We start from the raw sequence: 24,760 nt of genomic DNA, 5'->3' as shown, positions 1-24,760 counted from the left end.
CCGGACTATTCGCGGTCTTCGGCGGTGACCCGGCGGCGCATCGCAAAGACCACCGCGAGGCCGACGAGGACGACGACGCCCGCGACGATTCCGATGATGACGCCCGAGGACGTGGAATCGCCCGAGGAGTCACCGGAGTTCGCCGGAACGGCTGACCACCAGCTCCAGTAGCCGTCCTGGCCGTAGATGTTGCCTGCCGCGGACGGCATGGTCGTGATCGACTTGATCTGGTCCGTGCGGTAGGCCTCGACCGCGTTCGGGTAGGCCATGACGTTCATGTACCCCAGGTCGTACAGCCGCGACTCCAGCTGCTTCACGAGGTCCGCCCGTTTGGCCGGGTCGTACTCCGCGAGCTGCCGGGCGTAGAGGTCGTCGTACTTCTTGTCGCAGATGAAGTTGTCGGTGGCGCCGGTGTCCTTGGGAGTCGCCGGGAGCGCACCACAGGTGTGGATGGAGAGCACGAAGTCGGGGTCGGGATTGACCGACCAGCCGTCGAACGCGAGGTCGTAGGTGCCCGCGAGCCAGGGATCGGTCACGTTGTCCAGGCAGTTGAGCGTGACGCCGATGCCGAGCTTGCCCCACCATTCCTGGAGGTACTTGCCGACCGCCTTGTCGTTGGGGTCGGTGGCATGGCACAGGACGCGGTAGTTCAGCGGCTTGCCGTTCTTGCCGACGCGCTTGCCGTCGGCGTTCTTCTTGTAGCCCGCCTGATCGAGGAGCCTGCCCGCCTCGGCGGGATCGTAGGCGAGCTCCTGGCCGGCCGTCGGCTGCCAGAAGTACGTCGAGAAGCGCGGCGGGATGTAGCCCTTGCCCTCGACGGCATGGCCCTGGAACACCTTGTCGATCACGGCCTTGCGGTCGACCGCCATGAACAGCGCATGGCGTACCCGCTCGTCCAGCAGGGACGGGTCGCCGTCACCGAACTTGCTGCCGTCCTTCGCCTGTGCGCCCGGATTGGTGGCGATGGCGTAGAAGCGGCGGCCCGGACCCTCGTTGACGTGGATGTTCTTGTCACCCTTGAGGGAGGCCGCCTGGGCGGGCGTCAACGAGGGCGAACCGGCGACGAAGGAGACCTCGCCCTTGCGCAGGGCGGCCACCGCCGCGTCCTGGTCCTTGTAGTACCGGAAGACGAGCTCGTCGAACTTGGGTGCCCCGCGCCAGAAGCTCTTGTTGGGCTTCAGACGCACATAGCTGTCGGGCTTGTAGTCGGTGAGCACGAACGGCCCGTCGCCGACGATGGGAAAGCTCTTGTCGTTGTTGAACTTCGAGAAGTCCTTGACGCTCTCCCAGACGTGCTTGGGCACGATCGGCACGTCGAGCGCGGTCATCGTGGCCTGCGGCTTCTTCAGCTCGACGACCAGCTTGGTGGCGCTGGGCGCCGTCACCTTCTCGAAGTTGGTGACGAAGCTTCCGTTGGCGGTGGCGGCGCCCTCGTCGGACATCATCTTGTTGAACGTCCAGGCCGCGTCCTCGGCGGTGACCTGCTTCCCGTCCGACCACTTGGAGTTGGACCGGATGGTGTACGTCCAGGTCAACTTGTCCGGCGACGACTCCCACTTGGTGGCCAGACCGGGGATGACGTGGGCGTCCTTGGGGTCGTAGTTGGTCAGGTACTCGTACGTCAGCCGGTGGATGCTGGTACTGACCAGACGGCTCGCGAGGAACGGACTGAGTGAGTCGACGCTCTGGGCGACCGCCACGGTCAGGACCGTCTTGTCCTTCGCCACGGCCTGCTGGGGGGCGGGGGCGAGCGATGTCGCGACGGCGGCCGAGAGTGTCAGGGCGGCGGCCAGGAACCGATAGGTACGGGGTGATCTGTCAGGGCGTCGGCGCCCGGTGCCGTGCTCGTTGTGCGTGCTCATGGTCGTGACCTCGCGTCATGTGGTGCACGGGTACAGCTCGTTGGACTGGTCCGATCGGGTCGGATCGGGGGGTGGAGGCGGCAGAGTGAAGCCGTGTCTATCAGGGGCGGTCTGCGCGCGTCAACGGCACGTGAATAGCGCGTGGCCTGCGGAAATGCCGTGTTGACGGCCCGCCGGGAGTCATTGGTTTATACCTGTGATGCTCCCCTGGTGGGAGCCTGGCGAAACGATCGTGCGGACCGCCCGGCGCAGTTGCCGGGACAGCGGGCGCGCGGATCGGCCGAGCCGCGGACCCGGCCTCGGAGGGCAGTCCGGCGGAGTGCTACCGACCGCCGGGCCGTGCGACGGTGATGATCTCGGGACTGGTCGGGGTGAGGGGACCCCGCTCCCAGTCCCCGTACTGCTCGAGCACGATGAGCCCGGCCCCGCTCAGGAATCGGGACAGGGTGCCCTGCTCGAGGAAGCGCAGCGTGCCCCGGCTGACCCGCGGGCCTCTCCACGCGCTGCCGTCGAAGGTCGAGGTGTACGTCACCCGGTCTCCGCGCACCGGTGTCTCCACGTCGTGCCGGACGCGTACGACACCCCTGTCGCCGAACGCCGCCTCCTGGACGTGGTCCGAGGTCCACGACTCCCAGGCGCGGGCCCCGGGGTTGCGGGTCTCGAAGGCGAACCGCCCGTCAGGGGTGAGGGCTTCGCGCACCCCGTCGAGGCAACTCTCCAACTCCCCGTCGGCGACGAGCTCCTGGAAGGCGTGTCCGGTCATCACCACCAGATCGAAGGCGTTCCGCCACCGGTGCGAGCGGAAGTCGCCGAGCACCCAGTCGACTTCGGAGACCCGCCGGCGTGCCTGGACGAGCATCGCGGCGGCGGGATCGAGCCCGCACAGCTGTCCGTCGTGCCCGTTCTCCCGGGCCCGCGCGAGCAGGGTGCCGGTCCCGCAGCCGACGTCCAGAACGCGCCGCGCGGACATCACAAGTCCCAGGTAGAAGTCATGACTTGGGCCCCACGGATGGAGGGCGTCGTACAGTCCGGCGAGGGCGGCATCGGAGAACGCGCGGTCGGCCATTCTGACAGCTTCTCAGGTACGGCCCGGGTTCGGGCGTACTGTACGCGATCTTTATCGAGCGTGGGCACTTGTTCGTTCGCGGTGTCAACCAGGCGCACACATGCTTCCGGTTCCCCGGGCCCGGCGGACGGGGTGGCGGACGGCGAGCCCTGGCGCGGCCCGCGGGTACGTCTCCCGGGCAACCGGCGGTTCGGCACCGATGTGCCGCGCTCGCCGGCGCGGTCCCCGGGGGGACTGGCACGGCGGGCCGGGGTGCGGTGACACCGACACGTCGGGGTCGCCCAGGTGTCCACCGGGGCGTGCCTGCCATCCGGATGACGTCCGGTCCTCAGGGGTGGCGTGCAGGAGTGATATGTCGGCTGAATGCTGATATGGACCGATGACGGGCAGCGCTGCGGCGCTGGAGGTACGGCCCACTCCGAGGAGGCACCCCATGCGTGGAACCAGGCACGCGCTGTGGGCGGCGTGTGCGGCCGTTGCGGTCCTCCCGGCGGCCGGCTGCGGGGGCGGCGGGAGCGGCGCCGGTGGCCCCGGGGTGTTCAGCGCCTCCTGGGGGGATCCGCAGAACCCGCTGGAGCCCGCCAACACCAACGAGGTCCAGGGCGGCAAGGTCCTCGACATGCTCTTCCGCGGGCTGATGCGCTACAACCCGAGGACCGGGGCGGCCGAGAACATGCTCGCGGAACGGATCGCGACCTCGGACTCGCAGAACTTCACCATCACCGTCAAGGACGGCTGGACGTTCAGCAACGGGGAGCCCGTCACGGCCAGGTCCTTCGTGGATGCCTGGAACTACGGCGCCGATCTGAAGAACAACCAGAAGAACGCCTATTTCTTCGGATACATCGAGGGGTACGACAAGGTGCACCCGGAGACCGGCACCCCCACGGCCGGCACCCTCTCCGGACTCAAGGTGACCGGCCCGCGCACCTTCACGGTCAGACTCAACCAGAAGTTCTCCACATTCCCGGACACTCTGGGCTACGCGGCCTTCGCCCCGCTGCCCAGGGCGTTCTTCGACGACCATGCGGCCTGGGTGAAGAGACCGGTCGGCAACGGCCCGTATCTGATCAAGTCCTACACCAGGGGCTTCATGATGTCGCTCAGGAAGTGGAACGGATACCCCGGCCGCGACAAGGCGCAGAACAACGGGGTGGACCTGCAGGTCTACACCGACAGCAACACCGCCTACACGGACCTGCTGGCCGGGAACCTCGACCTCGTCGACGACGTGCCCGCCCCGCAGCTGAAGTTCATCAGAAACGATCTGGACGGCCGGTACATCAACGCCCCGGCCGGCATCATCCAGACCCTCGCCTTCCCGTACTACGACCCCCGGTGGAACAAGCCCCGGACGGCGAAGGTCCGTACGGGGCTGTCCATGGCGATCAACCGGGACCAGATCACGGACACGATCTTCCAGAAGACCCGCACACCCGCCACCGACTGGACCTCCCCGGTGCTCGGTGCGGAAGGCGGCTTCCAGGACGGACTGTGCGGTGACGCCTGCCGGTACGACCCGGTCCGGGCCAGGAAGCTGGTCCGGGAGGGCGGCGGGCTGCCCGGGGGCCAAGTCAAGATCACCTACAACGCGGACAGCGGCTCGCACAAGGAGTGGGTGGACGCCGTGTGCAACTCCATCAACAACGCCCTCGGCAACGACAAGGCCTGTGTCGGCAACCCGGTCGGTACCTTCGCCGACTTCCGCAACCAGATCGGCCGGCACAGGATGCCGGGGCCGTTCCGGGCGGGCTGGCAGATGGACTACCCGCTGATCCAGAACTTCCTGCAGCCGCTGTACTACACCAACGCCTCCTCCAACGACGGCGCGTGGTCGAACAAGGACTTCGACAAGCTCGTCGACCGGGCGAACGCGGAGGGCGACCGGGCCGCGGCCGTGAAGCTGTTCCAGCAGGCCGAGGGGGTCGTACGGGACAACATGGCCGCCATCCCGCTCTGGTACCAGAACGGCAGCGCGGGCTATTCGCCGCGCCTGTCCCATGTGGCGCTCAACCCGTTCAGCGTGCCCGTCTACAACGAGATCAAGGTCGGCTGAGCCACGCGGCTGCCCGCTACCTCCGGAGGCCCCCATGGGACGGTACGTCGTCCGGCGTCTGCTGCAGATGATTCCGGTCTTCGTCGGCGCCACACTGCTGATCTTCCTGATGGTGAACGTGATGGGAGACCCCATCGCGGGCCTGTGCGGCGAGCGCCAGTGCGACCCCGCCACGGCGGCCCGGCTGCGGCACGAGTTCGGTCTCGACAGACCCGTGTGGCAGCAATACGCGACCTACATGGGGAACGTGTTCACCGGTGACTTCGGCACGGCCTTCAACGGGCAGCGGGTCACCGAGCTCATGGCGACCGCCTTCCCCGTCACCATCCGGCTCACCGTCGTGGCGATCCTCTTCGAGATCGTCGTCGGGATCGTGCTCGGGGTGGTCACCGGGCTGCGCCGCGGGCGGCCCGTCGACACGACGGTGCTGCTGCTGACGCTCGTCGTGATCTCGGTGCCGACGTTCGTCACCGGTCTGCTGCTCCAGTTGCTGCTGGGCGTCACATGGGGCTGGATCCGGCCCTCCGTCTCCCCGCAGGCCGCCTTCGGCGAGCTGATCGTGCCCGGTCTGGTGCTGGCGTCCGTCTCCCTCGCCTACGTCACCCGGCTGACCCGGACCTCCATCGCCGAGAACAAGCGCTCCGACTACGTCCGTACGGCCGTGGCCAAGGGGCTGCCGCGCCATCGGGTGATCACCCGGCATCTGCTGCGCAACTCGCTCATCCCCGTCGTCACCTTCATCGGAACCGACATCGGCGCCCTCATGGGCGGCGCCATCGTCACCGAGCGGATCTTCAACATCCACGGGGTGGGCTACCAGCTCTACCAGGGGATCCTCCGGCAGAACACACAGACGGTGGTCGGCTTCGTGACCGTCCTCGTGCTCGTCTTCCTGATCGCCAATCTGCTCGTCGACCTCCTGTACGCCGTACTCGACCCGAGGATCCGCTATGCCTGAACAGTCCCACGAGCCCGAGGGAGCCATCGCCGGGACCGGTATGGGCGGCGGGATGGACCTCGCCACGAGCGAGGCGACCACCTTGGAGAAGACACCGGGAGGTCCCCGGGGCACAGGCCCGGCGGCCAAGCCGCGCAGCCTGTGGTCCGACGCCTGGCGCGACCTGCGCCGCAATCCGGTCTTCATCGCCTCGGCCCTGGTGATCCTCTTTCTCTTCGTCATCTCGATCCGGCCGTCCCTGGTCACCTCGGGCAACCCGCTCCAGTGCGAACTCGCCCGCTCCCAGGAGGGCGCCCGGTCCGGGCACCCGTTCGGCTTCGACGGGCAGGGGTGCGACGTCTACACCCGCACCGTGTACGGCGCCCGCGCGTCGGTCACCGTCGGGGTCTGCGCCACGCTCGGCGTGGCGCTGCTGGGCTCCGTCCTGGGCGGGCTCGCCGGCTTCTTCGGCGGCGCATGGGACGCGATCCTGTCCCGGACCACCGACGTCTTCTTCGCCATCCCGGTCGTCCTCGGCGGTCTGGTCCTCCTCTCCGTGGTGACCAGCAACACGGTCTGGCCGGTCGTCGGGTTCATGGTGCTGCTCGGCTGGCCGCAGATCTCCCGCATCGCCCGCGGTTCGGTCATCACCGCCAAGCAGAACGACTACGTCCAGGCGGCGCGCGCCCTCGGCGCCTCCAACTCCCGCATCCTCCTGCGCCACATCGCGCCCAACGCGGTCGCGCCCGTGATCGTCGTGGCGACCATCGCGCTCGGCACCTACATCGCGCTCGAGGCGACCTTGTCGTACCTGGGCGTCGGACTGAAACCGCCGAGCGTGTCGTGGGGGATCGACATCTCCGCCGCCTCGCCCTACATCCGCAACGCCCCGCACGCGCTGCTGTGGCCGTCCGGGGCCCTCGCCGTCACCGTGCTCGCCTTCATCATGCTCGGCGACGCCGTGCGCGACGCCCTCGACCCGAAGCTGAGGTGAGCGTCGTGCTGCTCGAAGTGCGCGATCTGCACGTGGAGTTCCGGACCAGGGACGGGATCGCCAAGGCGGTCAACGGCGTCAGCTACGCCGTGGACGCCGGCGAGACGCTGGCCGTGCTCGGCGAGTCAGGCTCTGGGAAGTCCGTCACCGCACAGGCCGTCATGGGCATCCTCGACTCCCCGCCGGGCCGGATCACCGGCGGCGAGGTCCTCTTCCAGGGGCAGGATCTGCTCACCCTGAGGGAGGACGAGCGGCGCAGGATCCGCGGCGCCCGGATGGCCATGATCTTCCAGGATGCGCTGTCCGCCCTCAACCCCGTGCTCACCGTGGGCGCCCAGCTCGGCGAGATGTTCGTCGTGCACCGGGGGATGTCGGCGAAGGACGCCCGGGCCAGGGCCGTGGAGCTGATGGACCGGGTGCGGATCCCGGCCGCCGCGCAGCGTGTGCGCGACTACCCCCACCAGTTCTCCGGCGGTATGCGCCAGCGCATCATGATCGCCATGGCGCTGGCGCTGGAGCCCGCGCTGATCATCGCCGACGAGCCCACCACCGCCCTGGACGTCACCGTTCAGGCCCAGGTCATGGATCTGCTCGCCGAGTTGCAGCGCGAGTACCGCATGGGTCTGATCCTCATCACCCACGACCTCGGTGTCGTCGCGGACGTCGCCGACCGGATCGCCGTCATGTACGCGGGCCGGATCGTGGAGTCGGCTCCCGTGCACGACATCTACAAGGCCCCGGCCCACCCCTATACCCGGGGACTGCTCGACTCCATCCCGAGGCTCGACCAGAAGGGCGGACAGCTCTACGCGATCAAGGGCCTGCCGCCGAACCTGATGGCCGTCCCGCCCGGCTGCGCCTTCAACCCCCGCTGCCCCATGGCCCAGGACGTGTGCCGCACCGATGTGCCGCCGCTCTACGAGGTGGCCGGCGACCACGGGGGCGAGCGGGTCAGCGCCTGCCACTTCTGGAGGGAGTGCCTGCATGACCGGTCCTGAGCCGATCCTCGAGGTGAGCGGGCTGCTGAAGCACTACCCGCTCACCCGCGGAATCCTGTTCAAGAAGCAGGTGGGGGCCGTCAAGGCGGTCGACGGGGTCGACTTCGCTCTCGGCGGGGGAGAGACCCTGGGCATCGTCGGCGAGTCCGGCTGCGGGAAGTCGACGCTCGCGAGGCTGCTGGTCAACCTGGAGCCGCCGACCGCCGGTTCGATCCGGTACAGGGGCGAGGAGATCACCAGGCTGTCCGGGCGGGCCCTGAAGGCCGTGCGGCGCAACATCCAGATGGTCTTCCAGGACCCGTACACCTCCCTCAACCCCCGGATGACCGTGGGGGACATCATCGGGGAGCCGTACGAGATCCACCCCGAGGCCGCACCCAAGGGGGACCGGCGTCGGCGGGTGCGGGAACTGCTCGACGTGGTGGGGCTCAATCCCGAGTACATCAACCGCTACCCGCACCAGTTCTCCGGCGGCCAGCGCCAGCGCATCGGCATCGCGCGAGGGCTGGCGCTGCGTCCGGAGATCATCGTCGCCGACGAGCCGGTCTCCGCGCTCGACGTGTCCGTACAGGCGCAGGTGATCAACCTGCTGGCGACGCTCCAGGCCGAGTTCGGGCTGTCGTACGTCTTCATCGCGCACGACCTGTCGATCGTGCGGCACATCTCCGACCGGGTCGGGGTGATGTATCTCGGGCGGATCGTGGAGACCGGCAGCGACGCGGAGATCTACGACCATCCGACGCACCCCTACACACAGGCCCTGCTGTCCGCCGTCCCGGTGCCCGACCCCGGGGCACGGGAGCACCGGGAGCGGATCATCCTGAGCGGTGACGTGCCGTCCCCGACGGACATCCCCTCAGGCTGCCGCTTCCGCACCCGCTGCTGGAAGGCCCGGGAGCGCTGCACGCTGGAGGTGCCGGCGCTCGCGGTCCCCGAGGCGTTCCGGGTGACGCCGGGGCCGGCCGCACACGACTCGGCGTGCCACTTCGCGGAGGAGAAGCGGGTGGTACCGCCCGAGGGACCGGAGCCATCCGGGAACGAGGCACACGTGGAGCCAGCATAAGTGGGCAAATGCGCACAAAAGTCGTTAACAAGCAGGCAACTTCATCGACGTCGTTCCGATATACGGACACAGGACAGTGAACGACGTACGGCCGTGCGGGTGCCGTCAACGGGCCGGGGTGTACATGTCACCCCGGCCCGTTCTGCGGCGGCCGGTCCCTGCGCGCCGGGCCGGCGCCGCTGAACTGGCGCCGGTGGTTTCGCGTCGCGATGTCCGGTCAGCGGTCCCCGTGCTCCCGGGCGTTCCCGTCGTCCGGCACGAGTCCCAGTGCGCGGCGCAGGAAGTCCAGTTGGAGCAGCAGCAGGTTCTCGGCGACCGTCTCCTGCGGGGTCATGTGGGTCACCCCGGACAGCGGCAGCACCTCGTGCGGGCGGCCCGCGGCCAGCAGGGCGGAGGACAGTCGCAGGGAGTGGGCCACCACCACGTTGTCGTCCGCCAGACCATGGATGATCATCATCGGGCGCACCGGCTCCGCGGCGTCCACCAGTCCCGCGTCGTCGATCAGGGAGTTGCGGCGGTAGACCTCGGGCTGCCGCGCCGGGTGTCCCAGATAGCGCTCCTGGTAGTGGGTGTCGTACAGCCGCAGATCGGTGACCGGCGCGCCGACCACCGCCGCGTGGAACACATCGGGTCGGCGCAGGGCCGCGAGCGCCGCCAGATAGCCGCCGAAGGACCAGCCGCGGATCGCGACCCGGTTCAGATCGAGGGGGAAGTCGCCGGCGAGGGCGTGCAGCGCGTCGACCTGGTCCTCGAGCACGGTCGCCGCCAGCTCTTCGTGCACCGACTTCTCCCAGGCGGGGGAGTGGCCCGGGGTGCCCCGCCCGTCCGCCACGATCACCGCGAAGCCCTGGTCGGCGAACCACTGCGAGGTGAGGTGCGGATTGTGTGCGGCGACGACGCGCTGCCCGTGCGGGCCCCCGTACGGGTCCAGGAGGACCGGGAGGGGGGTGTCACCGGAGTAGTCCGTAGGCATAAGCACGGCGCATGGGATTCGGCGTGCGCCCCCCTGCGTGAGCGTCACGCGCGGGGACAGACCGGGATGTTCCGCATGCGACGTCAGGATCGCCGCCCTCTTGCCGTCGTGCAGCACCTGCGCCTGGGCGCCCGCACGGTCGAGCATCGAGGAGACGAGCACGGTCACGCCGCCCGACCGCACCGCCGTGTGCACACCGGGCTCCTGCGAGACGCGTTCCATGCCGAGCTCGTTGACCCGGTACACATGGATCTCGCCGATCTCCGGATCGGCCGCCGCCTCGCCGGCCGACGCAGCCACCAGCACGTCGTCGGCGGTCACGTCGAGCACGGCCCGAACATGCAACTGGCCTCCCGTGAGCGGTCGTTCGCCGACCGTCAGCACCCGGGCGCCGCCTTCGTCGGCGATGCGCACCAGCTGTCCCGAGGGGCTCCAGCACGGGACGCCGGGGAACAGTTCCAGCCAATGTGGATCTTCATCCGCGTGCACCATCCGGGTCGCCCCGGTGTCCGGGTCGACCGCCAGGAACACCTGGCTGTGCTGGTCCCGCGCCTGCACCAGGATCAGCGGTGCACCGGCCGCTGACCAGTGCACTCGCGCCAGATACGGGTAGCCCGCCCGGTCCCAGACGACCTCCGTGCGTGCTCCGTCGAGGCCCACGACGAACAGGCGCACGTCGGCGTTGTCGGTGCCCGCAGCCGGATACGCGACCCGTTGCGGCTCCCGCTCCGGATGGGCCGGATCGGAGATCCACCACCGGCGCACCGGTGTGTCGTCCGCGCGCGCGACGAGCAGCCGATCGGACGCGGGCGACCACCAAAAGCCCCGTGAACGCCCCATCTCCTCGGCCGCGATGAACTCGGCCAGTCCGTAGGTGACCGACTCCGACTCCGGCTCGGCCAGCGCCCGGTCGCCCTCGCCCTCGGCGCCGACGACGCGCAGGGCGCCCCGGGCGACGTATGCGACGTGCCTCCCGTCGGGTGCCGGACGCGGGTCGACCACCGGTCCGGGCACGGACAGTTCGCGGGCCGTGCCGGCCCGGAGTTCCGCCGTGAAAAGCCGCCCTGACAAGGCGAAAGACGCCAACTCGACGGCGTTGTCGGTGGCGTAGTCGACGACGCCGGCACCACCCTCGCGGCTGCGCTCCCGGCGGGCTCGCTCCTCTGGCGGCAACTCCTCCTCGGCGCCCCTGAGGAGCGCGCCGGGATCGGCTGCCGGGCGTTCCGTGCCGCTCGCGAGGTCGAGGACCCACAGCTGGTGCGTGCGGTCCGTGCCGGACGCGGAGCGCAGGAACACGACGCGGGAACCGTCGGGTGCGACGGTGAAAGCACGCGGCGCGCCGAGCGTGAACCGCTGGGTCCGCGCGTGCCGTCGGGGGAAGGAAGCAGGCTCGGTCGTCATGCCCCGACCATATTGGCCATGCGCCCCCTTGTGCGGCCGTGCGCCGATCGATGCGCACGTACGGATAGTTATGATCACTACCGCATAGTGGGTATGAACCCGCTGGCATCCAGGCGGATTTGTCTGCGTGGATTTGTCCGTACGGTTCACTGCCCCGACAGTCCGACTCCCGCGCCCTTGTGGATCTTTGGAGGTGAGCCGCCGTGGCACTCTCGATTTCGGCGGTGGTGCTGCTGGCGATCGTCGTCTTCCTTCTGATCAAGAAGTCGGGGCTGAAAGCAGGGCACGCGATCGTGTGCATGCTGCTCGGGTTCTACCTCGCCTCCTCGACCGTCGCCCCGACGATCAGCGAGTTGACGACGAACATCGCAGGGATGATCGGGAGCATCAAGTTCTGACCCGCTGACCCGCTGACCTCGGCCGGGGCACGTGCGCGGCCGGCCGCCTCGTAGGGTTGAGGCCATGACGGATCTGCCCGACCGGCGTCTGCTGCTGGTGCACGCGCACCCGGACGACGAGTCGATCAACAACGGCGCGACCATGGCCAGGTATGCGGCCGAGGGCGCCCGGGTGACGCTGGTGACCTGCACCCTCGGTGAGGAGGGTGAGGTCATCCCGCCCTCGCTCGCGCGGCTCGCGCCCGACCGGGACGATGCGCTGGGCCCGCACCGCGCCGGCGAACTGGCCGCCGCCATGGCCGAGCTCGGCGTCACCGACCACCGCTTCCTCGGCGGTCCCGGCCGCTACCGCGACTCCGGGATGATGGGCGCCCCGCAGAACCACCGGCCCGCCGCCTTCTGGGCCGCCGACCCCGACGAGGCGGCCGGTCACCTGGTGGCGGTCGTCCGGGAGGTGCGGCCCCAGGTCCTCGTCACCTACGACCCGAACGGCGGCTACGGCCACCCGGACCACATCCAGGCCCACCGGGTCGCCATGCGCGCCGCGGAACTGGCCGCCGACCCCGGCTTCCGGCCGGACCTCGGCGCCCCCTGGGACATCGCCAGGATCTACTGGAACCGTGTGCCCCGGCCGATCGCGGAGGCCGCCTTCGCCCGGCTCGGCGAGGCACTCGGCAAGACGCCCTTCGCCGCGGCGGGGGCCGTCGAGGACATCCCCGGCGTGGTCGACGACACGATGGTCACCACGGAGATCGACGGCGCGGCCTTCGCGGCCGCGAAGGCCGCGGCGATGCGGGCGCACGCCACCCAGATCGAGGTCGCCGAGCCGTGGTTCGCCCTCTCCAACGCCCTCGCACAGCCCTTGTTCACGACCGAGTACTACGAGTTGGCGCGCGGCCGGCGGCATGAAACGGTGCTTCCATCGGCCGGGAGCCGGGGAAGTGCCGGGGCCCGCGAGACGGACCTGTTCCAGGGAGTGACCGCATGATGTCCGACGGCAAACAGACGAGTGCGCTCGCCCAGCCGCTGAGGCCGCCCTCGATCGGCCGGACCGCCGCCTGCCTGGGCCTGTTCCTGCTCGGTGCGCTGTCCGGAGTGGCGGGCGCGCTCGTGCAGTCCGGATGGTTCCCCGGCGGGCTGCTGCTCGCGCTCGTGGGCGCGGCCGGAGTCTTCGTCGGCGGCGGGAAGGCCATCGGAACGCGTGCGGGGGCCGTCGCGCCCGCCGCGGGCTGGGTGGTCGCCGTCATCCTGCTCACCGCCAGCCGTCCCGAGGGGGACTTCCTGTTCGGTGCAGGCATCGGATCGTATCTCTTCCTGCTCGGCGGAATGGCCGTCGCTGTGATCTGCGCCACCCTGGCCCAGGGGCGGCAAACGGGCGGACCGGGCGCCCGACTTGGCAAGTGACGTACCGGTTCGTCGTCCGGGGCGCGGGATGTCCCCCGGGAAAACGGTGGGTGCGCGTGGGGGTCCCGTGCGGGTTTCCCCAGCGGGCGCGGTATGCGGGCGACGCGCGGCCAGTATGGTGGTGCGCGCCGCCGCGCCTTCCCCGAGCCCTCGGCTTCGCCCGAGCAGGGGGATCCCACCTGTTGAGGTCGAAACAGGCGGTGGAGCCAACCGGGAGAACCTGCCTTGAGTCGTGAAACTGACAGTTCGTCCGCCGGACCCAACGGGCGCGGCGGAGCCGCGTACCCGTCCGGGACGCCGCCGTACGGGACCCCCATGGCTTCCGAGGACGGTCTCGCCCCGGGCCGTCCGGCCACGCAGCCGGAAGAACGCAAGACCGAGACCACACTGACGACCCGGATCCGGATCAACATCCCCGGGTCGCGGCCGATCCCGCCGGTCGTCGTGCGCACGCCCGTCGCGGGCGGCGACACCGCGGACGAGCCGAGCGCCGACACCGCGCCGGCGAGCCCCGTGGGCCCGCCCGGCAACGACACCCCCGCCCAGCCCCCGGCACCGGCCCCGGCACCGGCCCCGGCCCCGGCCGAGGAGAAGGCCAGCGACTGGTTCGCGCCCCGCAAGCCCTCGGCGGCCAAGGGCCCCCAGGGCGCCGGGTCGACCGATGGCGCCGGCATGCCCGCCGGCGGCGGTATACAGAACCCGGACGCGGCCCGGCCCGCGCCGGGCGGGCCGGGAGCCCCCGGCGCACGCCCGGGAGCGAACACGGGCGGCACGGGTCCGCTCGGCGCACGCCCGGGCGGCACCAACGGCAAGGGGCTTCCGGGCGCCACGGGCGCCGGACCCGTCGCGCCGGGGCACGGCGGTGGCACCGGCTCCTTCGACGTCTCCGAGGCGGTGGCCGCCACCACCGCGTCGATGCCGGTCATCCGCCCCGACGACGGCACCGACCCCGGCCGTGACGGTCTGCCCTACTTCTCGGAGCCGGGCTCGCCGCATCCGTCGGGACCCACCGGCGGCCCGGTCACGGGCGCCGGACCCGTCGTACCGCCCGTCGGCGGCCCCGGCACGGTCCCCGGCAGGCCGGGTCCGATGACGCCCGGCGGGCCCTTCGGTCCCGGTCGGCCGGGCGCCCACGGTGCCGGCGCGGGGCAGGGACGCTCCGGCGGCCTGAGCGACGACACGGCGATCCTCACCCCGCAAAGGCCCGCGCCCGACCCGGGCGGCCAGGGCTTCGGCGGCCCCGGCGACCACATCTCCGGGCACACCGTCACCAGCGGTATCCCGGTCGTCCCGCCGGGCGCCCAGAACGGCCCGTTCGCGGGCACCCAGCCCGAGGCGCCGGCGCCGCACACGCCGCCGAAGCTGCCCGACCCGGCCAAGGGGCAGACGTCCGCGGGCTCCAGGCCGGCCAGGAAGAAGGGGCGCAGCAAGACGGTGCTCCTGGTCGGCGCGCTGGTCGTCGTGGCCGGTGTGGCCTACGGCGCCGGGCTGCTGATGAACCACTCCGACGTGCCCAAGGGCACCACGGTGCTCGGCATCGACATCGGCGGCGGCACGCGCGACGAGGCGATCCAGAAGCTCGACGCCGGGCTCGGGAGCCGCACGGCCAAGCCGCTCCAGCTGTCGGTGGACGGCAGGACGACCGCCCTCAAGCCGGACCAGGCGGGCCTCCAGCTCGACAGCAAGGCCACCGTCGCCGCCGCCGCGGGGAGCGACTACAACCCGATGTCGGTGATCGGCTCCCTCTTCGGACAGGAGCGCGTGATCGATCCGGTGATGCCGGTCGACGAGGAGAAGCTGCAGGCCGCCCTCGAGGGCGTGGCCGGCGGCAGCGGTTCGATGACCGAGGGCGGGATCAAGTTCGAGTCCGGCAAGGCGGTCGCCGTGTACGGCAAGGAGGGCAAGGGCATCGACGTCGGCGCCTCGGCCGCGGCCGTCGAGCAGGCGTACCGCACCCAGGTGGAGACCAACAGTGCCGCGCCCGTGAAGGTCCCCACGACCACCCGCAAGCCGACGGTCTCGAACGCCGAGGTCGACCGGATGATGAAGGCGTTCGCCGAGCCCGCGATGTCCGGCAATGTGACGGTGCGCACGGACGCGGTGCACACCATCTCCTTCAGTCCCCAGAACTCCCTGTGGAAGTTCCTCGGTGCGAAGGCCGTCAACGGCAAGCTCGTCGACACCTATGACAGGGCGTCGCTGCAGGAGCTGTACGGCAACACCTTCGACGGCGTGCTCATCAACCGTGGCACCGGCAAGAAGACGGCGGTCACGGTGGAGGACGTGATCGGGGCGCTCCGGCCGGCGCTGCTGGCGAAGACCCCGGCGGCCCGGATCGCCACGATCGAGACGAACCCGAGCTGACCGAAGCGGCACAGAAGGGCGCCCGGTCCTGACCGGGCGCCCTTTCGCCGTCGTGTGCGGCATGACATCTGTCATGCCGGAGTGACGACACCCGGCACTGCCCCGCGGGGCCCCCGCACCGCCACGATGGGGCCATGACGACGACACGTACGACCACCGGACCGGTGGTCGGGTTCGACCGGGTGACCAAGGCCTACGGGGACGTCCGGGCCGTCGACGGGCTGTCACTCGAGCTGCACCCGGGCGAGACGGTGGCCCTCCTCGGGCCCAACGGGGCAGGCAAGTCGACCACCCTCGACCTGCTGCTTGGCCTCAAGCACGCCGACGACGGCACCGTCCGGGTCTTCGGGACCGGCCCGCGCGAGGCCATCGTCGCGGGGCGTGTGGGCGCCATGCTGCAGAGCGGCGGCCTGATGGACGAGGTCACGGTCGCCGAGCTGGTCAGGCTCGCCTGCGATCTGCACCCGAAGCCGTACAAGCCCACCGACGTGCTCGCCCGCGCGGGCATCACACAGATCGCCGACCGCAAGGTGAACAAGCTCTCCGGAGGCCAGGCGCAGCGTGTCCGCTTCGCCCTGGCCACCGCGGGCGACAGCGATCTGATCGTCCTCGACGAGCCGACCACCGGCATGGACGTCGCGGCCCGCCAGGCATTCTGGGCCACCATGCGCGAGCAGGCGGACCAGGGGCGCACGGTGCTGTTCGCCACGCACTACCTCGAAGAGGCCGATGCGATCGCCGACCGGGTCCTGGTCCTGCACCGCGGGCGGCTCCTCGCCGACGGCACCGCTGCCGAGATCAAGGCGAAGGCGGGTGCCCGCCGGGTCTCCTTCGATCTGGAGGGCACGATCGACGAGGCGCCGCTGCGCGCGCTGCCCTTCCTGACCTCGATAGACGTCTCCGGGCAGACGGTCCGCATCCAGTCCACCGACGCCGACGCCACCGTCCACGCGCTGTACGGCCTCGGTGTCTACCCCCGCAACCTCGAAGTCGCCGGGCTCGGGCTCGAGCAGGCCTTCGTCGCCATCACGGAGGCCGAGGAGGCCCGGCAGTCATGAACAGCCTCATCAAGCTGGAACTCGCCCGCGCACTGCGCAACCGCAAGTTCCTGTTCTTCTCGGTGATCTACCCCTCGGCCCTGTTCCTGCTGATCTCGAGCACCTCCGGCAGCCCGACCACCAAGGTCACCGGGAGCGATCTGACCGTATCGACGTACATGATGGTCTCCATGGCGTCCTTCGGTGCCCTGACCGCCGTGCTGATGGGCAACAGCGAGCGCATCGCCAAGGAGCGCGAGAACGGCTGGGTGCGGCAGCTGCGGCTGACCACCCTGCCCGGGCGCGGCTACGTCCTCGCCAAGACCGCCAGCGCGGCCGTGGTCAGCCTGCCGTCCATCGTCGTCGTCTTCGTGGTCGCGGCCGCCCTGAAGGACGTCCGCCTGGACGCCTGGCAGTGGCTCGCCCTCACCGGGGCCATCTGGGCCGGCAGCCTGGTCTTCGCCGCGCTCGGTGTGGCCATCGGCTACCTCGCCAGCGGTGACGCCGTCCGCCCGATCACCATGATCACCTACTTCGGTCTGTCGATCCTCGGCGGCCTGTGGTGGCCGTCGGCGGTCTTCCCGGGCTGGCTGCAGGACATCGCGAAATGGCTGCCCACCCATGCGTACGCTGCCCTCGGACAGGCCATCGAACAGAGCCGGGCCCCGCACGCCGAGGACATAGCCGTCCTCGTCGCGTTCTTCGTGCTCTTCGCAGGAGGGGCGGCCTGGCTGTACCGGAAGGACACGCTGAAGGCGTGAGCGCGATGACAGAGGACCGGCGGACCCGTGAAGCCCGGGCGGAGCGGCTGCTGCGTGTCGGGCAGTCGCCCCGCAACCGTCCCGAGCTGCTGCGCAAGTCGCTGTGGATCGGCGTGTGGCTGGTCTTCCTCAGCTCGCCGGTCCACGACCTCGCCGCCGGGAACCACGCCACCCCTGGCACCGTTGCCGGCTGGCTGGGCCTCGTGGCCTTCGTCGGGGTCTATCTCATGCTCGTCTTCCGGAACATGGGCCGTCCGAGCTCCCGTCCGTACGCCGGTGCCCTCATCGTCGTCCTCGCCGTTCTGGCCGCCGTGCTGTCCCTCTCCCTCGGCTCGTCGTGGCTCGGTCTCTTCGTCTACGTCTCCGTCGCCTGCGGGGCGACCCTGCCGCTGCGGACGGCCTACTGGACGATTCCCGTCACGGCCGCCGCGATGCTCCTCATCGCACTGCGTCTGGGCGAGAACGACCTGTGGAGCCTGGTCGTCCTGGTGCTGCTCATCGGGTACGCGATGACAGGCGTCGGCCAACTGATCCGGACGACGATCGAGTTGCGCAAGGCCCGGGCCACCGTCGCCCAGCTCGCCGCCAATGAGGAACGGTTGCGGCTGGCCCGTGATCTGCACGACCTGCTCGGCCACTCGCTCTCGCTGATCACGCTGAAGAGCGAGCTCGCCGGGCGCATGCTCCCGGGCCATCCGGACAAAGCGGCCCAGCAGGTGGCCGACATCGAACAGGTCAGCCGCCAGGCCCTCGTCGACGTGCGTGAGGCGGTCACCGGGTACCGGCGCCGCCGCCTGGCAGCCGAACTCGCGGGGGCCCAGGTCGCCCTGACGGCCGCCGGGGTCACGGCGCAGATCCCGACGGAACCCGACCTCGCCGGCGTCCCGGAGGACAACGGGTCCGCCCTGGCCTGGGCGCTGCGCGAGGCGGTCACCAACGTCGTACGGCACAGCGGCGCGGAGCGCTGCACGGTGGAGGTGCTCCGACGGCAGACCCTGGACGGCCCGGTGCTGGAGCTCTCCGTGGAGGACAACGGCTCGGGCGGCTCGGGCAAGGGTCCCGGAAACGGGCTGACGGGTCTGACCGAGCGGCTGGAGAAGGTCGGCGGGACGCTGGAGGCGGGCCGCGTCAGGCACGGATTCCGGCTGGTCGCCCGTGTGCCGGCCGACAGCGCGGCGGACGTAGGATCCGGGGCATGAGCCGCACGATCAAGGTCCTGCTCGCCGAGGACCAGTCGATGGTCCGGGAGGCGCTGGCAGCGCTGCTGGGGCTGGAGGAGGACATCGAGGTCGTCGCCCAGGTCGCCCGCGGCGACGAGGTGCTGACGGCGGCGCGCGCCCACGGGGTGGATGTGGCGCTGCTCGACATCGAGATGCCCGGTGCCACCGGCATCGAGGCGGCGGCCGAACTCCGGCGTGAGTTCCCGGCCCTGAAGGTGGTCGTCCTCACCACCTTCGGGCGGCCCGGCTATCTGCGCTCCGCGATGGAGGCGGGCGCCGACGCCTTCCTGGTGAAGGACGCGCCCGCGGCCCAACTCGCCGAGGCGGTGCGGAAGGTGCTCGCCGGTGAGCGGGTCATCGACCCGACACTGGCGGCGGCCGCCCTCGCCGACGGCGCCAATCCGCTGACCGACCGCGAGCGCGAGGTGCTGCGTGCGGCGGCGGGCGGCGCCACCAACGCGGAACTGGCCGCGGCCCTGCACCTGTCCCAGGGCACGGTCCGCAACTACCTGTCGACGGCGATCCAGAAACTCGCGGTGCGCAACCGGGCGGAGGCGGTCCGGATCGCGCGCGAGAAAGGATGGCTGTAGCGCCCGAACGGGGCTCCGCCGCCGTACCCCACTCGGCCGCACGCGTGTCACGGCACCACCACCGCGGTGTCCGGCCGAGTCCTCAGTTGAGCATCGCCCGGGCCGCCTGGGCCTGCCCCCGCATCCGGTCGGCGGCCGGCTCGTCGACGGCGGACAGCACGTCGGCATACGCGTCGAGCTCCGCGGCCCCTTGCAGGAAATCCCCCCGCTGCACGAGCAGTTGAGCGCGCTCGTAGCGCAGCCGCGCCGGGTGGGACGGCAGCAGCAACGACAACTCGACGGCCCACAGGGCGACATCCGACCGCTCGGGCCGGGCTGCGGCCCATGCGCGTACGTTGTTGAGCACCCGCAGCACGACCTGGAGCGGATCCGCGGGCGTGAGCATCGACGGTTCCAGCGGCGCTCCCGTGGCCCCGGCGACCAGCATCCCGGCATCGTCGTCCGACAGCACACGGCCCCCGTCGAAGGGGTCGGCCAGGACCTGGTCCGCCACCGGGCCGAACCCGACGACGAAGTGGCCGGGCAGTGCGACCCCGTACACCGGTGCGCCCGCCCGCCGCGCCACCTCGATCCACACCACCGACAGCAGGATCGGCAGCCCGCGCCGCCGGCGCAGCACCTCGTGCAGCAGTGACGACTGCAGCCGCTCGTAGTCGGCGGGGGCGCCGTGGAACCCGTACCGCTCGCCGAGCAGTCCGGCGAGGGCGCTCGCCCAGGACCGTGGCCCGCCCGGTGCGAACGGCAGCTGTCCGGCCAGCCGGTCGAGCTCGATCTGTGCGGCGTCCGTCCCGGGCTCGTCCAGTGTTCCGTCCGCCGCCGCAGACACGAGCAGGCACAGGGCCGCGAGATCGGGCCGCGCGGAGCGGGCCTCCTCGCCGAAACGGCGCCGCACCTCGGCGGCCCGTTCCGGCTCCGGGGGGTAGGGGGCGTGCATGGCGGTCCCGAAACCTCTCACACCACCGGTCCCGGGCCCGTGACCACCCGGCCGCCGGCGTCCGGTCCGCGGGAGCCCTCCGGCTCCCGGTAGTGGTGATACGCATGATGCGCCTCGAAGCCGAGTCCCGTGTAGAGCGCCCGTGCGCCCTCGTTGCCGGCCTCCACCTGGAGCCAGGCCGCCGAGGCGCCCTCCTGGAGGGCCTGCCGGGCCAGTGCGGCCATCACGGCCGTGGCGAGGCCACGCCGGCGCTGCTCCGGGTCGACCTCCACCGCCGCGAAACCGGCCCACCGTCCGTCCACCACACACCGCCCGATCGCCGCCGGCGGGGTGCCTTCGGCGGCGGGCACCGCCGCGAACCACACCGAGGGCCCCCTGCCCAGCACCTCCAGGGCCACCTCGTCCAGCCCCCTGCGCTGGTAGCGGGCGAGCCACAGCTCGTCCGCGGTGCGCGACAGCACGACTGCGGGCGCATCGCGGTCCGCCAGGGGTGCCAGCGCACCGGTCCACAGCTCCGCGGTGACCTCCCGCGTCCAGCCGCGAGCCTCCAGCTCCGCGCGCAACGGTTCCTGGGTGCCCTGCGCCCCGGTCGCGAGCTGTATCCGGGCCGGCAGGCCGCGCGCCGCGTACCAGCGCCGTACGGCCGCCAGCGCCTCGTCCAGCGGTATCCCGGGATCGCCGAGCGGCAGCACCGAATTGGCCCGGCGGGTGAATCCGGACGCGGCACGCAGCTCCCAGTCGCCGATCCGCTCCCGCTCCACCGGCTGCCACGCCCGGGCGGAGACCCGCGCCAGCTCCTCGTAGAAGGCCACGGGCCCCCTGCGGCGCGCCGAGGCGGCCGCGGTCCGTCGCGACGCGTCCGCGCGGGGTCGGGCGGCCGGGGGCGCGGCGGGTACGACCTTGCCCGCGACCAGTGATGATTCGGCGATCCTGACGCTCTGTCCGTCCCGCCGCGTGATCATGAGCACCCCGTCGTCCCATGATGTGAGAACACCGACCGTATCGGTGAACCTCTCACCCTCGGCGGCATGTTCGCTCCACCGCCGTACTGAGACGCGTTTTCCCACGTCAGCAGCGGTGATTCGGACCTCGAGCCGTCCGCCCGCAGAGATTTCCACAGGTCTGTTCACCCCTCCTGTTCGGATCATGCCCAGGAACGGAGATACTAGGTGCGGGCATCGACGACGCCGCGCTCCCGCGCGCCAGGCGGCGGAGCCTGAAGAGGCCCGCCACGCCCTACCGAGGAGGAACGACAGCGTGACCTACGTCATCGCAGAGCCTTGTGTCGACGTCAAGGACAAGGCGTGCATCGAGGAGTGCCCGGTCGACTGCATCTACGAGGGCCAGCGGTCCTTGTACATCCACCCGGACGAATGCGTCGACTGTGGAGCCTGCGAGCCGGTCTGCCCGGTCGAGGCCATCTTCTACGAGGATGACACTCCCGAGGAGTGGAAGGACTACTACAAGGCGAACGTCGAGTTCTTCGACGAGCTCGGCTCGCCCGGTGGCGCCAGCAAGCTGGGGCTGATCGAGCGCGACCACCCCTTCATCGCGGCGCTGCCCCCGATGAACCAGTAAGCGACGGGGCGCACCGGTGCCGGGCGTCCGTGTGCACACAGGCCCGACGGGCTGAGCACGGGCGGGCCCCGGCACCGGCCGACGCGCCCCGAAGCCGGATGAGCCGACGCCGCCTCGGTCCCTCACGGTGCCCGCCGCGCCGCACGGGACCGAGGCGTTCGGCGCCCACAGCCTCGAAAAAGGGCGCCCGTCGTAGCAGAAAGTGAGCCCGATCCCCGTGTCAGCAGTATCCGACCGGCTTCCGACCTTCCCCTGGGACAAGCTGGAGCCCTACAAGAAGACGGCCGCCGCGCACCCTGGCGGGATCGTCGACCTGTCCGTCGGCACTCCGGTCGACCCGGTTCCCGAGCTGATCCAGAAGGCGCTCGTGGCGGCCGCGGACTCCCCGGGCTATCCGACCGTCTGGGGCACGCCCGAGCTGCGCGACGCGATCACGGGCTGGGTGGAGCGCCGCCTGGGCGCCCGGAACGTCACCCACCGCCATGTGCTGCCCGTCGTCGGCTCCAAGGAACTCGTCGCCTGGCTCCCGACCCAGCTGGGTCTGGGCCCGGGCGACACGGTCGCGTACCCGCGCCTGGCCTATCCGACGTACGAGGTCGGAGCGCGCCTGGCCCGCGCGGACCACGTGGCCTACGACGACCCGACCGAGCTGGACCCGGGGAGCCTGAGGCTGCTGTGGCTCAACTCGCCGTCGAACCCGACGGGCAGGGTGCTGGCCGAGGAGGAACTGGCCCGGATCGTGTCCTGGGCCCGGGAGCACGGCGTGCTGGTCGTCTCCGACGAGTGCTACCTCGAACTGGGCTGGGAGGCCGACCCGGTCTCCGTCCTGCACCCGGACGTGTGCGGCGGTTCGTACGACGGGATCGTCGCGGTGCACTCGCTGTCCAAGCGGTCGAACCTCGCGGGCTACCGGGCGGCGTTCCTGGCGGGCGATCCGGCGGTCCTCGGCCCCCTTCTGGAGATCCGCAAGCACGGCGGCATGATGACGTCGGCACCGACGCAGGCGGCCGTGGTCGCCGCGCTGGGCGACGACGCGCACGTGCGTGAGCAGCGCGAGCGCTACGCCGCCCGCCGGACGATGCTGCGCGAGGCCCTGCTGAAGCACGGTTTCCGCATCGAGCACAGCGAGGCGAGCCTGTATCTGTGGGCGACCCGCGACGAGTCGTGCTGGCAGACGGTCTCGCACCTCGCCGACCTGGGCATCCTGGTCGCTCCCGGTGACTTCTACGGTCCCGCGGGCGAGCGATTCGTCCGGGTGGCCCTGACGGCCACGGACGAACGCGTCGCGGCGGCGGTGGAGCGGCTCTAGACCGGCGGCCGCCTGTCCGGAGGGGGCCCGGGGCGCCGCCACCCCGGACCCCCTGCCGGTGTACGGCGTGCTCCGCTCAGCCGCCCAGCGGCAGGCCCTGCACCGGCAGCTGTCCCGGCAGCCCGGTCCTCGCGGTCCCGCCGAGCAGACCACCGGCCTGGCCCGTGGCGTCCGCCGCCACCTTCTGCGCGACCGGTGCGGCCTTCCTGACGACGTTCCCGCCGGTGGTGTTCGCGGTCGGCGCCACCTTCTTGACCGTCCGGCCGCCGGCCTTGACCGTCCGGCTGCCGGCGTCGCCCGCGAGCCCGGTGACCTTCTGGGCCGCACCGTCGACCTTCTGGGCCGCGCCGTCGACGCCGGTGCCCAGCTGTGCGTTGTCCAGGGCGGTCAGCCCGGCGAGCTCCGGGTTGGCCGGCAGGTCGGTCGTCGCCGCGCAGGCGGAGCCGGCCGCACCGACCACGGGCGCCGCTCCCGCTGCGATGAGCAGCGCGACACGGGCGATCCGGCGGGTCAGGGGGAGGGACATGATGCTCCTTTGACGGGAGAGAACGGTGAAATGTCCGTCACCACCCAGAGGTTGATCGTTCCGGGATCGGACGCAGTGACTACCGCTCGAAGCCCTCGAAGGTTGCGGTGCCCGGATGTAAAGAGTTGGTAATGTGTCGCATTATCGGGTGGGGAGGAAATCGGGCAAACGGCGTCCCGCCGGAAAGGCCGCCGAATCCTTACAGCCCTTTGCCCCCAAGGGTTTCGGCGGATAGCGCGACGGCCGCGCGAAAATCGGCGCGCCTCGTCGACGAGGCGCGCCGCGCGGCACCCGGAAGGGTGAGGTGCCGTACTGCTGCCCGGGTTATTCGCCGGTGACGATACGGACTTCCGATTCCGACGCCTTCGCGCCGGAGCCGCCGACCGCACGCCACTCCTCCGCGAAGCCCCCGCGCGACCACTCGCGGCCCGCGTAGGAGACGTGCGCGATGTGCAGTGCCGAGGAGTTGGCGACGGCCCAGTGCGCCAGCTCCCAGCCGCGCTCACGGACGGTGCCCGAGGCCGTGGACTTCCGGGGCACCGGGACCGTCACGGCGTCGGCGGCGGACGTGACCGCGGCCATGGGGGAGGACGTCGACTTCCCCTTGCCCACCTCCGCGCCGGCCGTCTGCAGCACGTCGCGCCCGAAGTCCCTGACGAGCGCGGCCCGTACGGCGTCGGGGCCGCCGGCCGGCGTCGGCGTGGGGCGTCCCTGGCAGGTCAGTGTGGCGGCCGCGTGCCCGGTCAGTGCGGCGGCGAGCAGTACGGCGTCGGGCTCGTGCTTGGCGTACGCCTCCGGATAGCCGCTGCGCTGCACGCGCTGCGCGGCCACGGTCAGCGGCAGCCGGGAGTAGTCGGGGACCTTGGCCAGATGGTCGTAGAACACGCCTGCCGCGTACGTGGGGTCCATGATCTGCCTGCTGGTGCCCCAGCCCTGCGAGGGGCGCTGCTGGAACAGGCCGAGCGAGTCCCGGTCGCCGTGCTCGATGTTGCGCAGTCCGGACTCCTGGATCGCGGTCGCCAGGGCGATGGTCACGGCGCGCTCCGACATCCCCCGTGTGGTGCCCACGGCGGTGATCGTCGCCGCGTTGACCGCCTGCTCGGGGGTGAACTCGTACGGCGCCTGGCCGCCCTTGGCCGATACGACCCGGCATTTCGGCGCGGCCGAGCCGGTGAGGTACTGGACGGTGAGGTAGCCCGCCACGGCGAGCAGGACCACGACGGCCGCCCCGGATCGGAGGAGGCGGCCGCGGCGTTTGGGCTTGGGGGACGGCTCTGGCACCCGTACAA

22 protein-coding genes are annotated in these 24,760 nt (G+C 71.1%); 15 read left to right on the top strand and 7 right to left on the bottom strand.

Going from position 1 to position 24,760, the window contains the following annotated elements:
- Nucleotides 1–5: 5 nt before the first annotated feature.
- Together ACSHXN_RS15695 and ACSHXN_RS15690 are read right to left on the bottom strand one after the other, a co-directional pair.
- On the bottom strand, nucleotides 6–1,862 hold the full coding sequence (locus tag ACSHXN_RS15695) for an ABC transporter substrate-binding protein (protein ID WP_355134368.1): 1,857 nt from the start codon (nucleotides 1,860–1,862) through the stop codon (nucleotides 6–8).
- Between the two features lie 322 nt (nucleotides 1,863–2,184).
- Entirely contained in the window at nucleotides 2,185–2,928 is a 744-nt protein-coding gene (locus ACSHXN_RS15690; RefSeq protein ID WP_355134366.1) for a class I SAM-dependent methyltransferase, read from the bottom strand.
- A gap of 433 nt (nucleotides 2,929–3,361) precedes the next feature.
- Between ACSHXN_RS15690 and ACSHXN_RS15685 the strand changes: the two genes are divergently transcribed.
- The 5 genes from ACSHXN_RS15685 to ACSHXN_RS15665 are packed head-to-tail and all read left to right on the top strand — an operon-like array spanning nucleotide 3,362 to nucleotide 8,976.
- Complete coding sequence (locus ACSHXN_RS15685; protein WP_355134364.1) at nucleotides 3,362–4,984, top strand: peptide ABC transporter substrate-binding protein; 1,623 nt, start codon at nucleotides 3,362–3,364, stop codon at nucleotides 4,982–4,984.
- A 34-nt stretch (nucleotides 4,985–5,018) separates the two neighbouring features.
- Nucleotides 5,019–5,942 carry an ABC transporter permease gene (locus ACSHXN_RS15680; RefSeq protein WP_355134362.1) on the top strand — a complete coding sequence of 308 codons (924 nt, stop codon included), beginning with the start codon at nucleotides 5,019–5,021 and terminating at the stop codon, nucleotides 5,940–5,942.
- Entirely contained in the window at nucleotides 5,935–6,915 is a 981-nt protein-coding gene (locus ACSHXN_RS15675; protein WP_355134360.1) for an ABC transporter permease, read from the top strand. The genes ACSHXN_RS15680 and ACSHXN_RS15675 overlap by 8 nt, the downstream gene beginning before the upstream one ends.
- 5 nt (nucleotides 6,916–6,920) lie before the next feature.
- Nucleotides 6,921–7,913 (top strand): ABC transporter ATP-binding protein, encoded by a 993-nt coding sequence (locus tag ACSHXN_RS15670; protein WP_355134358.1) that lies wholly within the window; start codon nucleotides 6,921–6,923, stop codon nucleotides 7,911–7,913.
- Nucleotides 7,900–8,976, top strand: coding sequence for an ABC transporter ATP-binding protein (locus tag ACSHXN_RS15665; protein ID WP_355134356.1), 1,077 nt, complete (start codon nucleotides 7,900–7,902; stop codon nucleotides 8,974–8,976). The genes ACSHXN_RS15670 and ACSHXN_RS15665 overlap by 14 nt, the downstream gene beginning before the upstream one ends.
- Before the next feature lie 217 nt (nucleotides 8,977–9,193).
- Here ACSHXN_RS15665 and ACSHXN_RS15660 read toward each other — a convergent pair whose 3' ends face one another.
- Nucleotides 9,194–11,350 (bottom strand): prolyl oligopeptidase family serine peptidase, encoded by a 2,157-nt coding sequence (locus ACSHXN_RS15660; RefSeq protein ID WP_355134354.1) that lies wholly within the window; start codon nucleotides 11,348–11,350, stop codon nucleotides 9,194–9,196.
- Nucleotides 11,351–11,553: 203 nt separating this feature from the next.
- On the opposite strand from ACSHXN_RS15660, the gene ACSHXN_RS15655 reads away from it, so the two are divergent.
- The 8 genes from ACSHXN_RS15655 (at nucleotide 11,554) to ACSHXN_RS15620 (ending at nucleotide 19,124) form a co-directional block, all read left to right on the top strand.
- Complete coding sequence (locus ACSHXN_RS15655; protein ID WP_059128380.1) at nucleotides 11,554–11,748, top strand: hypothetical protein; 195 nt, start codon at nucleotides 11,554–11,556, stop codon at nucleotides 11,746–11,748.
- A 64-nt stretch (nucleotides 11,749–11,812) separates the two neighbouring features.
- Entirely contained in the window at nucleotides 11,813–12,736 is a 924-nt protein-coding gene (gene mshB, locus ACSHXN_RS15650) for an N-acetyl-1-D-myo-inositol-2-amino-2-deoxy-alpha-D-glucopyranoside deacetylase (protein WP_355134352.1), read from the top strand.
- Nucleotides 12,736–13,152, top strand: a complete 417-nt coding sequence (locus ACSHXN_RS15645) for a DUF6113 family protein (protein WP_356107061.1) — start codon at nucleotides 12,736–12,738, stop codon at nucleotides 13,150–13,152. The genes mshB and ACSHXN_RS15645 overlap by 1 nt, the downstream gene beginning before the upstream one ends.
- A gap of 225 nt (nucleotides 13,153–13,377) precedes the next feature.
- On the top strand, nucleotides 13,378–15,516 hold the full coding sequence (locus tag ACSHXN_RS15640; RefSeq protein WP_438303259.1) for a hypothetical protein: 2,139 nt from the start codon (nucleotides 13,378–13,380) through the stop codon (nucleotides 15,514–15,516).
- A 134-nt stretch (nucleotides 15,517–15,650) separates the two neighbouring features.
- On the top strand, nucleotides 15,651–16,574 hold the full coding sequence (locus ACSHXN_RS15635; RefSeq protein ID WP_355134348.1) for an ABC transporter ATP-binding protein: 924 nt from the start codon (nucleotides 15,651–15,653) through the stop codon (nucleotides 16,572–16,574).
- Nucleotides 16,571–17,314, top strand: a complete 744-nt coding sequence (locus tag ACSHXN_RS15630; protein ID WP_355134346.1) for an ABC transporter permease — start codon at nucleotides 16,571–16,573, stop codon at nucleotides 17,312–17,314. Before ACSHXN_RS15635 ends, ACSHXN_RS15630 begins: the two co-directional genes overlap by 4 nt.
- A gap of 5 nt (nucleotides 17,315–17,319) precedes the next feature.
- Entirely contained in the window at nucleotides 17,320–18,513 is a 1,194-nt protein-coding gene (locus ACSHXN_RS15625; protein ID WP_355134412.1) for a sensor histidine kinase, read from the top strand.
- Nucleotides 18,510–19,124 (top strand): response regulator transcription factor, encoded by a 615-nt coding sequence (locus ACSHXN_RS15620; RefSeq protein WP_355134344.1) that lies wholly within the window; start codon nucleotides 18,510–18,512, stop codon nucleotides 19,122–19,124. The genes ACSHXN_RS15625 and ACSHXN_RS15620 overlap by 4 nt, the downstream gene beginning before the upstream one ends.
- Nucleotides 19,125–19,206: 82 nt before the next feature.
- Here the strand turns inward: ACSHXN_RS15620 and ACSHXN_RS15615 are convergent, their stop codons facing one another.
- A complete protein-coding gene (locus ACSHXN_RS15615; RefSeq protein ID WP_355134342.1) occupies nucleotides 19,207–20,058 on the bottom strand; it encodes a transglutaminase-like domain-containing protein in 852 nt (283 codons plus the stop codon).
- Between the two features lie 17 nt (nucleotides 20,059–20,075).
- Complete coding sequence (locus tag ACSHXN_RS15610) at nucleotides 20,076–21,176, bottom strand: GNAT family N-acetyltransferase (protein WP_356297530.1); 1,101 nt, start codon at nucleotides 21,174–21,176, stop codon at nucleotides 20,076–20,078.
- Nucleotides 21,177–21,315: 139 nt separating this feature from the next.
- On the opposite strand from ACSHXN_RS15610, the gene fdxA reads away from it, so the two are divergent.
- A complete protein-coding gene (gene fdxA / locus ACSHXN_RS15605) occupies nucleotides 21,316–21,636 on the top strand; it encodes a ferredoxin (RefSeq protein ID WP_043443616.1) in 321 nt (106 codons plus the stop codon).
- 217 nt (nucleotides 21,637–21,853) lie between these two features.
- Nucleotides 21,854–22,945 carry a bifunctional succinyldiaminopimelate transaminase/glutamate-prephenate aminotransferase gene (locus ACSHXN_RS15600; protein ID WP_356106716.1) on the top strand — a complete coding sequence of 364 codons (1,092 nt, stop codon included), beginning with the start codon at nucleotides 21,854–21,856 and terminating at the stop codon, nucleotides 22,943–22,945.
- Nucleotides 22,946–23,021: 76 nt separating this feature from the next.
- On the opposite strand, the gene ACSHXN_RS15595 is transcribed toward ACSHXN_RS15600, so the two are convergent.
- A complete protein-coding gene (locus tag ACSHXN_RS15595; protein WP_355134338.1) occupies nucleotides 23,022–23,471 on the bottom strand; it encodes an ATP-binding protein in 450 nt (149 codons plus the stop codon).
- Nucleotides 23,472–23,795: 324 nt separating this feature from the next.
- A complete protein-coding gene (locus ACSHXN_RS15590; protein ID WP_438303258.1) occupies nucleotides 23,796–24,752 on the bottom strand; it encodes a heavy metal transporter in 957 nt (318 codons plus the stop codon).
- Nucleotides 24,753–24,760 lie beyond the last annotated feature (8 nt).

The organism is Streptomyces sp. HUAS TT11, from assembly GCF_051553595.1.
Taxonomy (GTDB): domain Bacteria; phylum Actinomycetota; class Actinomycetes; order Streptomycetales; family Streptomycetaceae; genus Streptomyces.
Note: the sequence above shows the minus strand (reverse complement) of the source record. Positions and strands in the feature narration are given on the sequence as shown.

Bases quoted from the DNA above. Each gene is read 5' to 3' on its own strand.
- ACSHXN_RS15695 (WP_355134368.1), bottom strand. From the start codon at position 1,862: ATGAGCACGCACAACGAGCACGGCACCGGGCGCCGACGCCCTGACAGA.
- ACSHXN_RS15690 (WP_355134366.1), bottom strand. From the start codon at position 2,928: ATGGCCGACCGCGCGTTCTCCGATGCCGCCCTCGCCGGACTGTACGAC.
- ACSHXN_RS15685 (WP_355134364.1), top strand. From the start codon at position 3,362: ATGCGTGGAACCAGGCACGCGCTGTGGGCGGCGTGTGCGGCCGTTGCG.
- ACSHXN_RS15680 (WP_355134362.1), top strand. From the start codon at position 5,019: ATGGGACGGTACGTCGTCCGGCGTCTGCTGCAGATGATTCCGGTCTTC.
- ACSHXN_RS15675 (WP_355134360.1), top strand. From the start codon at position 5,935: ATGCCTGAACAGTCCCACGAGCCCGAGGGAGCCATCGCCGGGACCGGT.
- ACSHXN_RS15665 (WP_355134356.1), top strand. From the start codon at position 7,900: ATGACCGGTCCTGAGCCGATCCTCGAGGTGAGCGGGCTGCTGAAGCAC.
- ACSHXN_RS15660 (WP_355134354.1), bottom strand. From the start codon at position 11,350: ATGACGACCGAGCCTGCTTCCTTCCCCCGACGGCACGCGCGGACCCAG.
- mshB (WP_355134352.1), top strand. From the start codon at position 11,813: ATGACGGATCTGCCCGACCGGCGTCTGCTGCTGGTGCACGCGCACCCG.
- ACSHXN_RS15645 (WP_356107061.1), top strand. From the start codon at position 12,736: ATGTCCGACGGCAAACAGACGAGTGCGCTCGCCCAGCCGCTGAGGCCG.
- ACSHXN_RS15635 (WP_355134348.1), top strand. From the start codon at position 15,651: ATGACGACGACACGTACGACCACCGGACCGGTGGTCGGGTTCGACCGG.
- ACSHXN_RS15630 (WP_355134346.1), top strand. From the start codon at position 16,571: ATGAACAGCCTCATCAAGCTGGAACTCGCCCGCGCACTGCGCAACCGC.
- ACSHXN_RS15625 (WP_355134412.1), top strand. From the start codon at position 17,320: ATGACAGAGGACCGGCGGACCCGTGAAGCCCGGGCGGAGCGGCTGCTG.
- ACSHXN_RS15620 (WP_355134344.1), top strand. From the start codon at position 18,510: ATGAGCCGCACGATCAAGGTCCTGCTCGCCGAGGACCAGTCGATGGTC.
- ACSHXN_RS15615 (WP_355134342.1), bottom strand. From the start codon at position 20,058: ATGCACGCCCCCTACCCCCCGGAGCCGGAACGGGCCGCCGAGGTGCGG.
- ACSHXN_RS15595 (WP_355134338.1), bottom strand. From the start codon at position 23,471: ATGTCCCTCCCCCTGACCCGCCGGATCGCCCGTGTCGCGCTGCTCATC.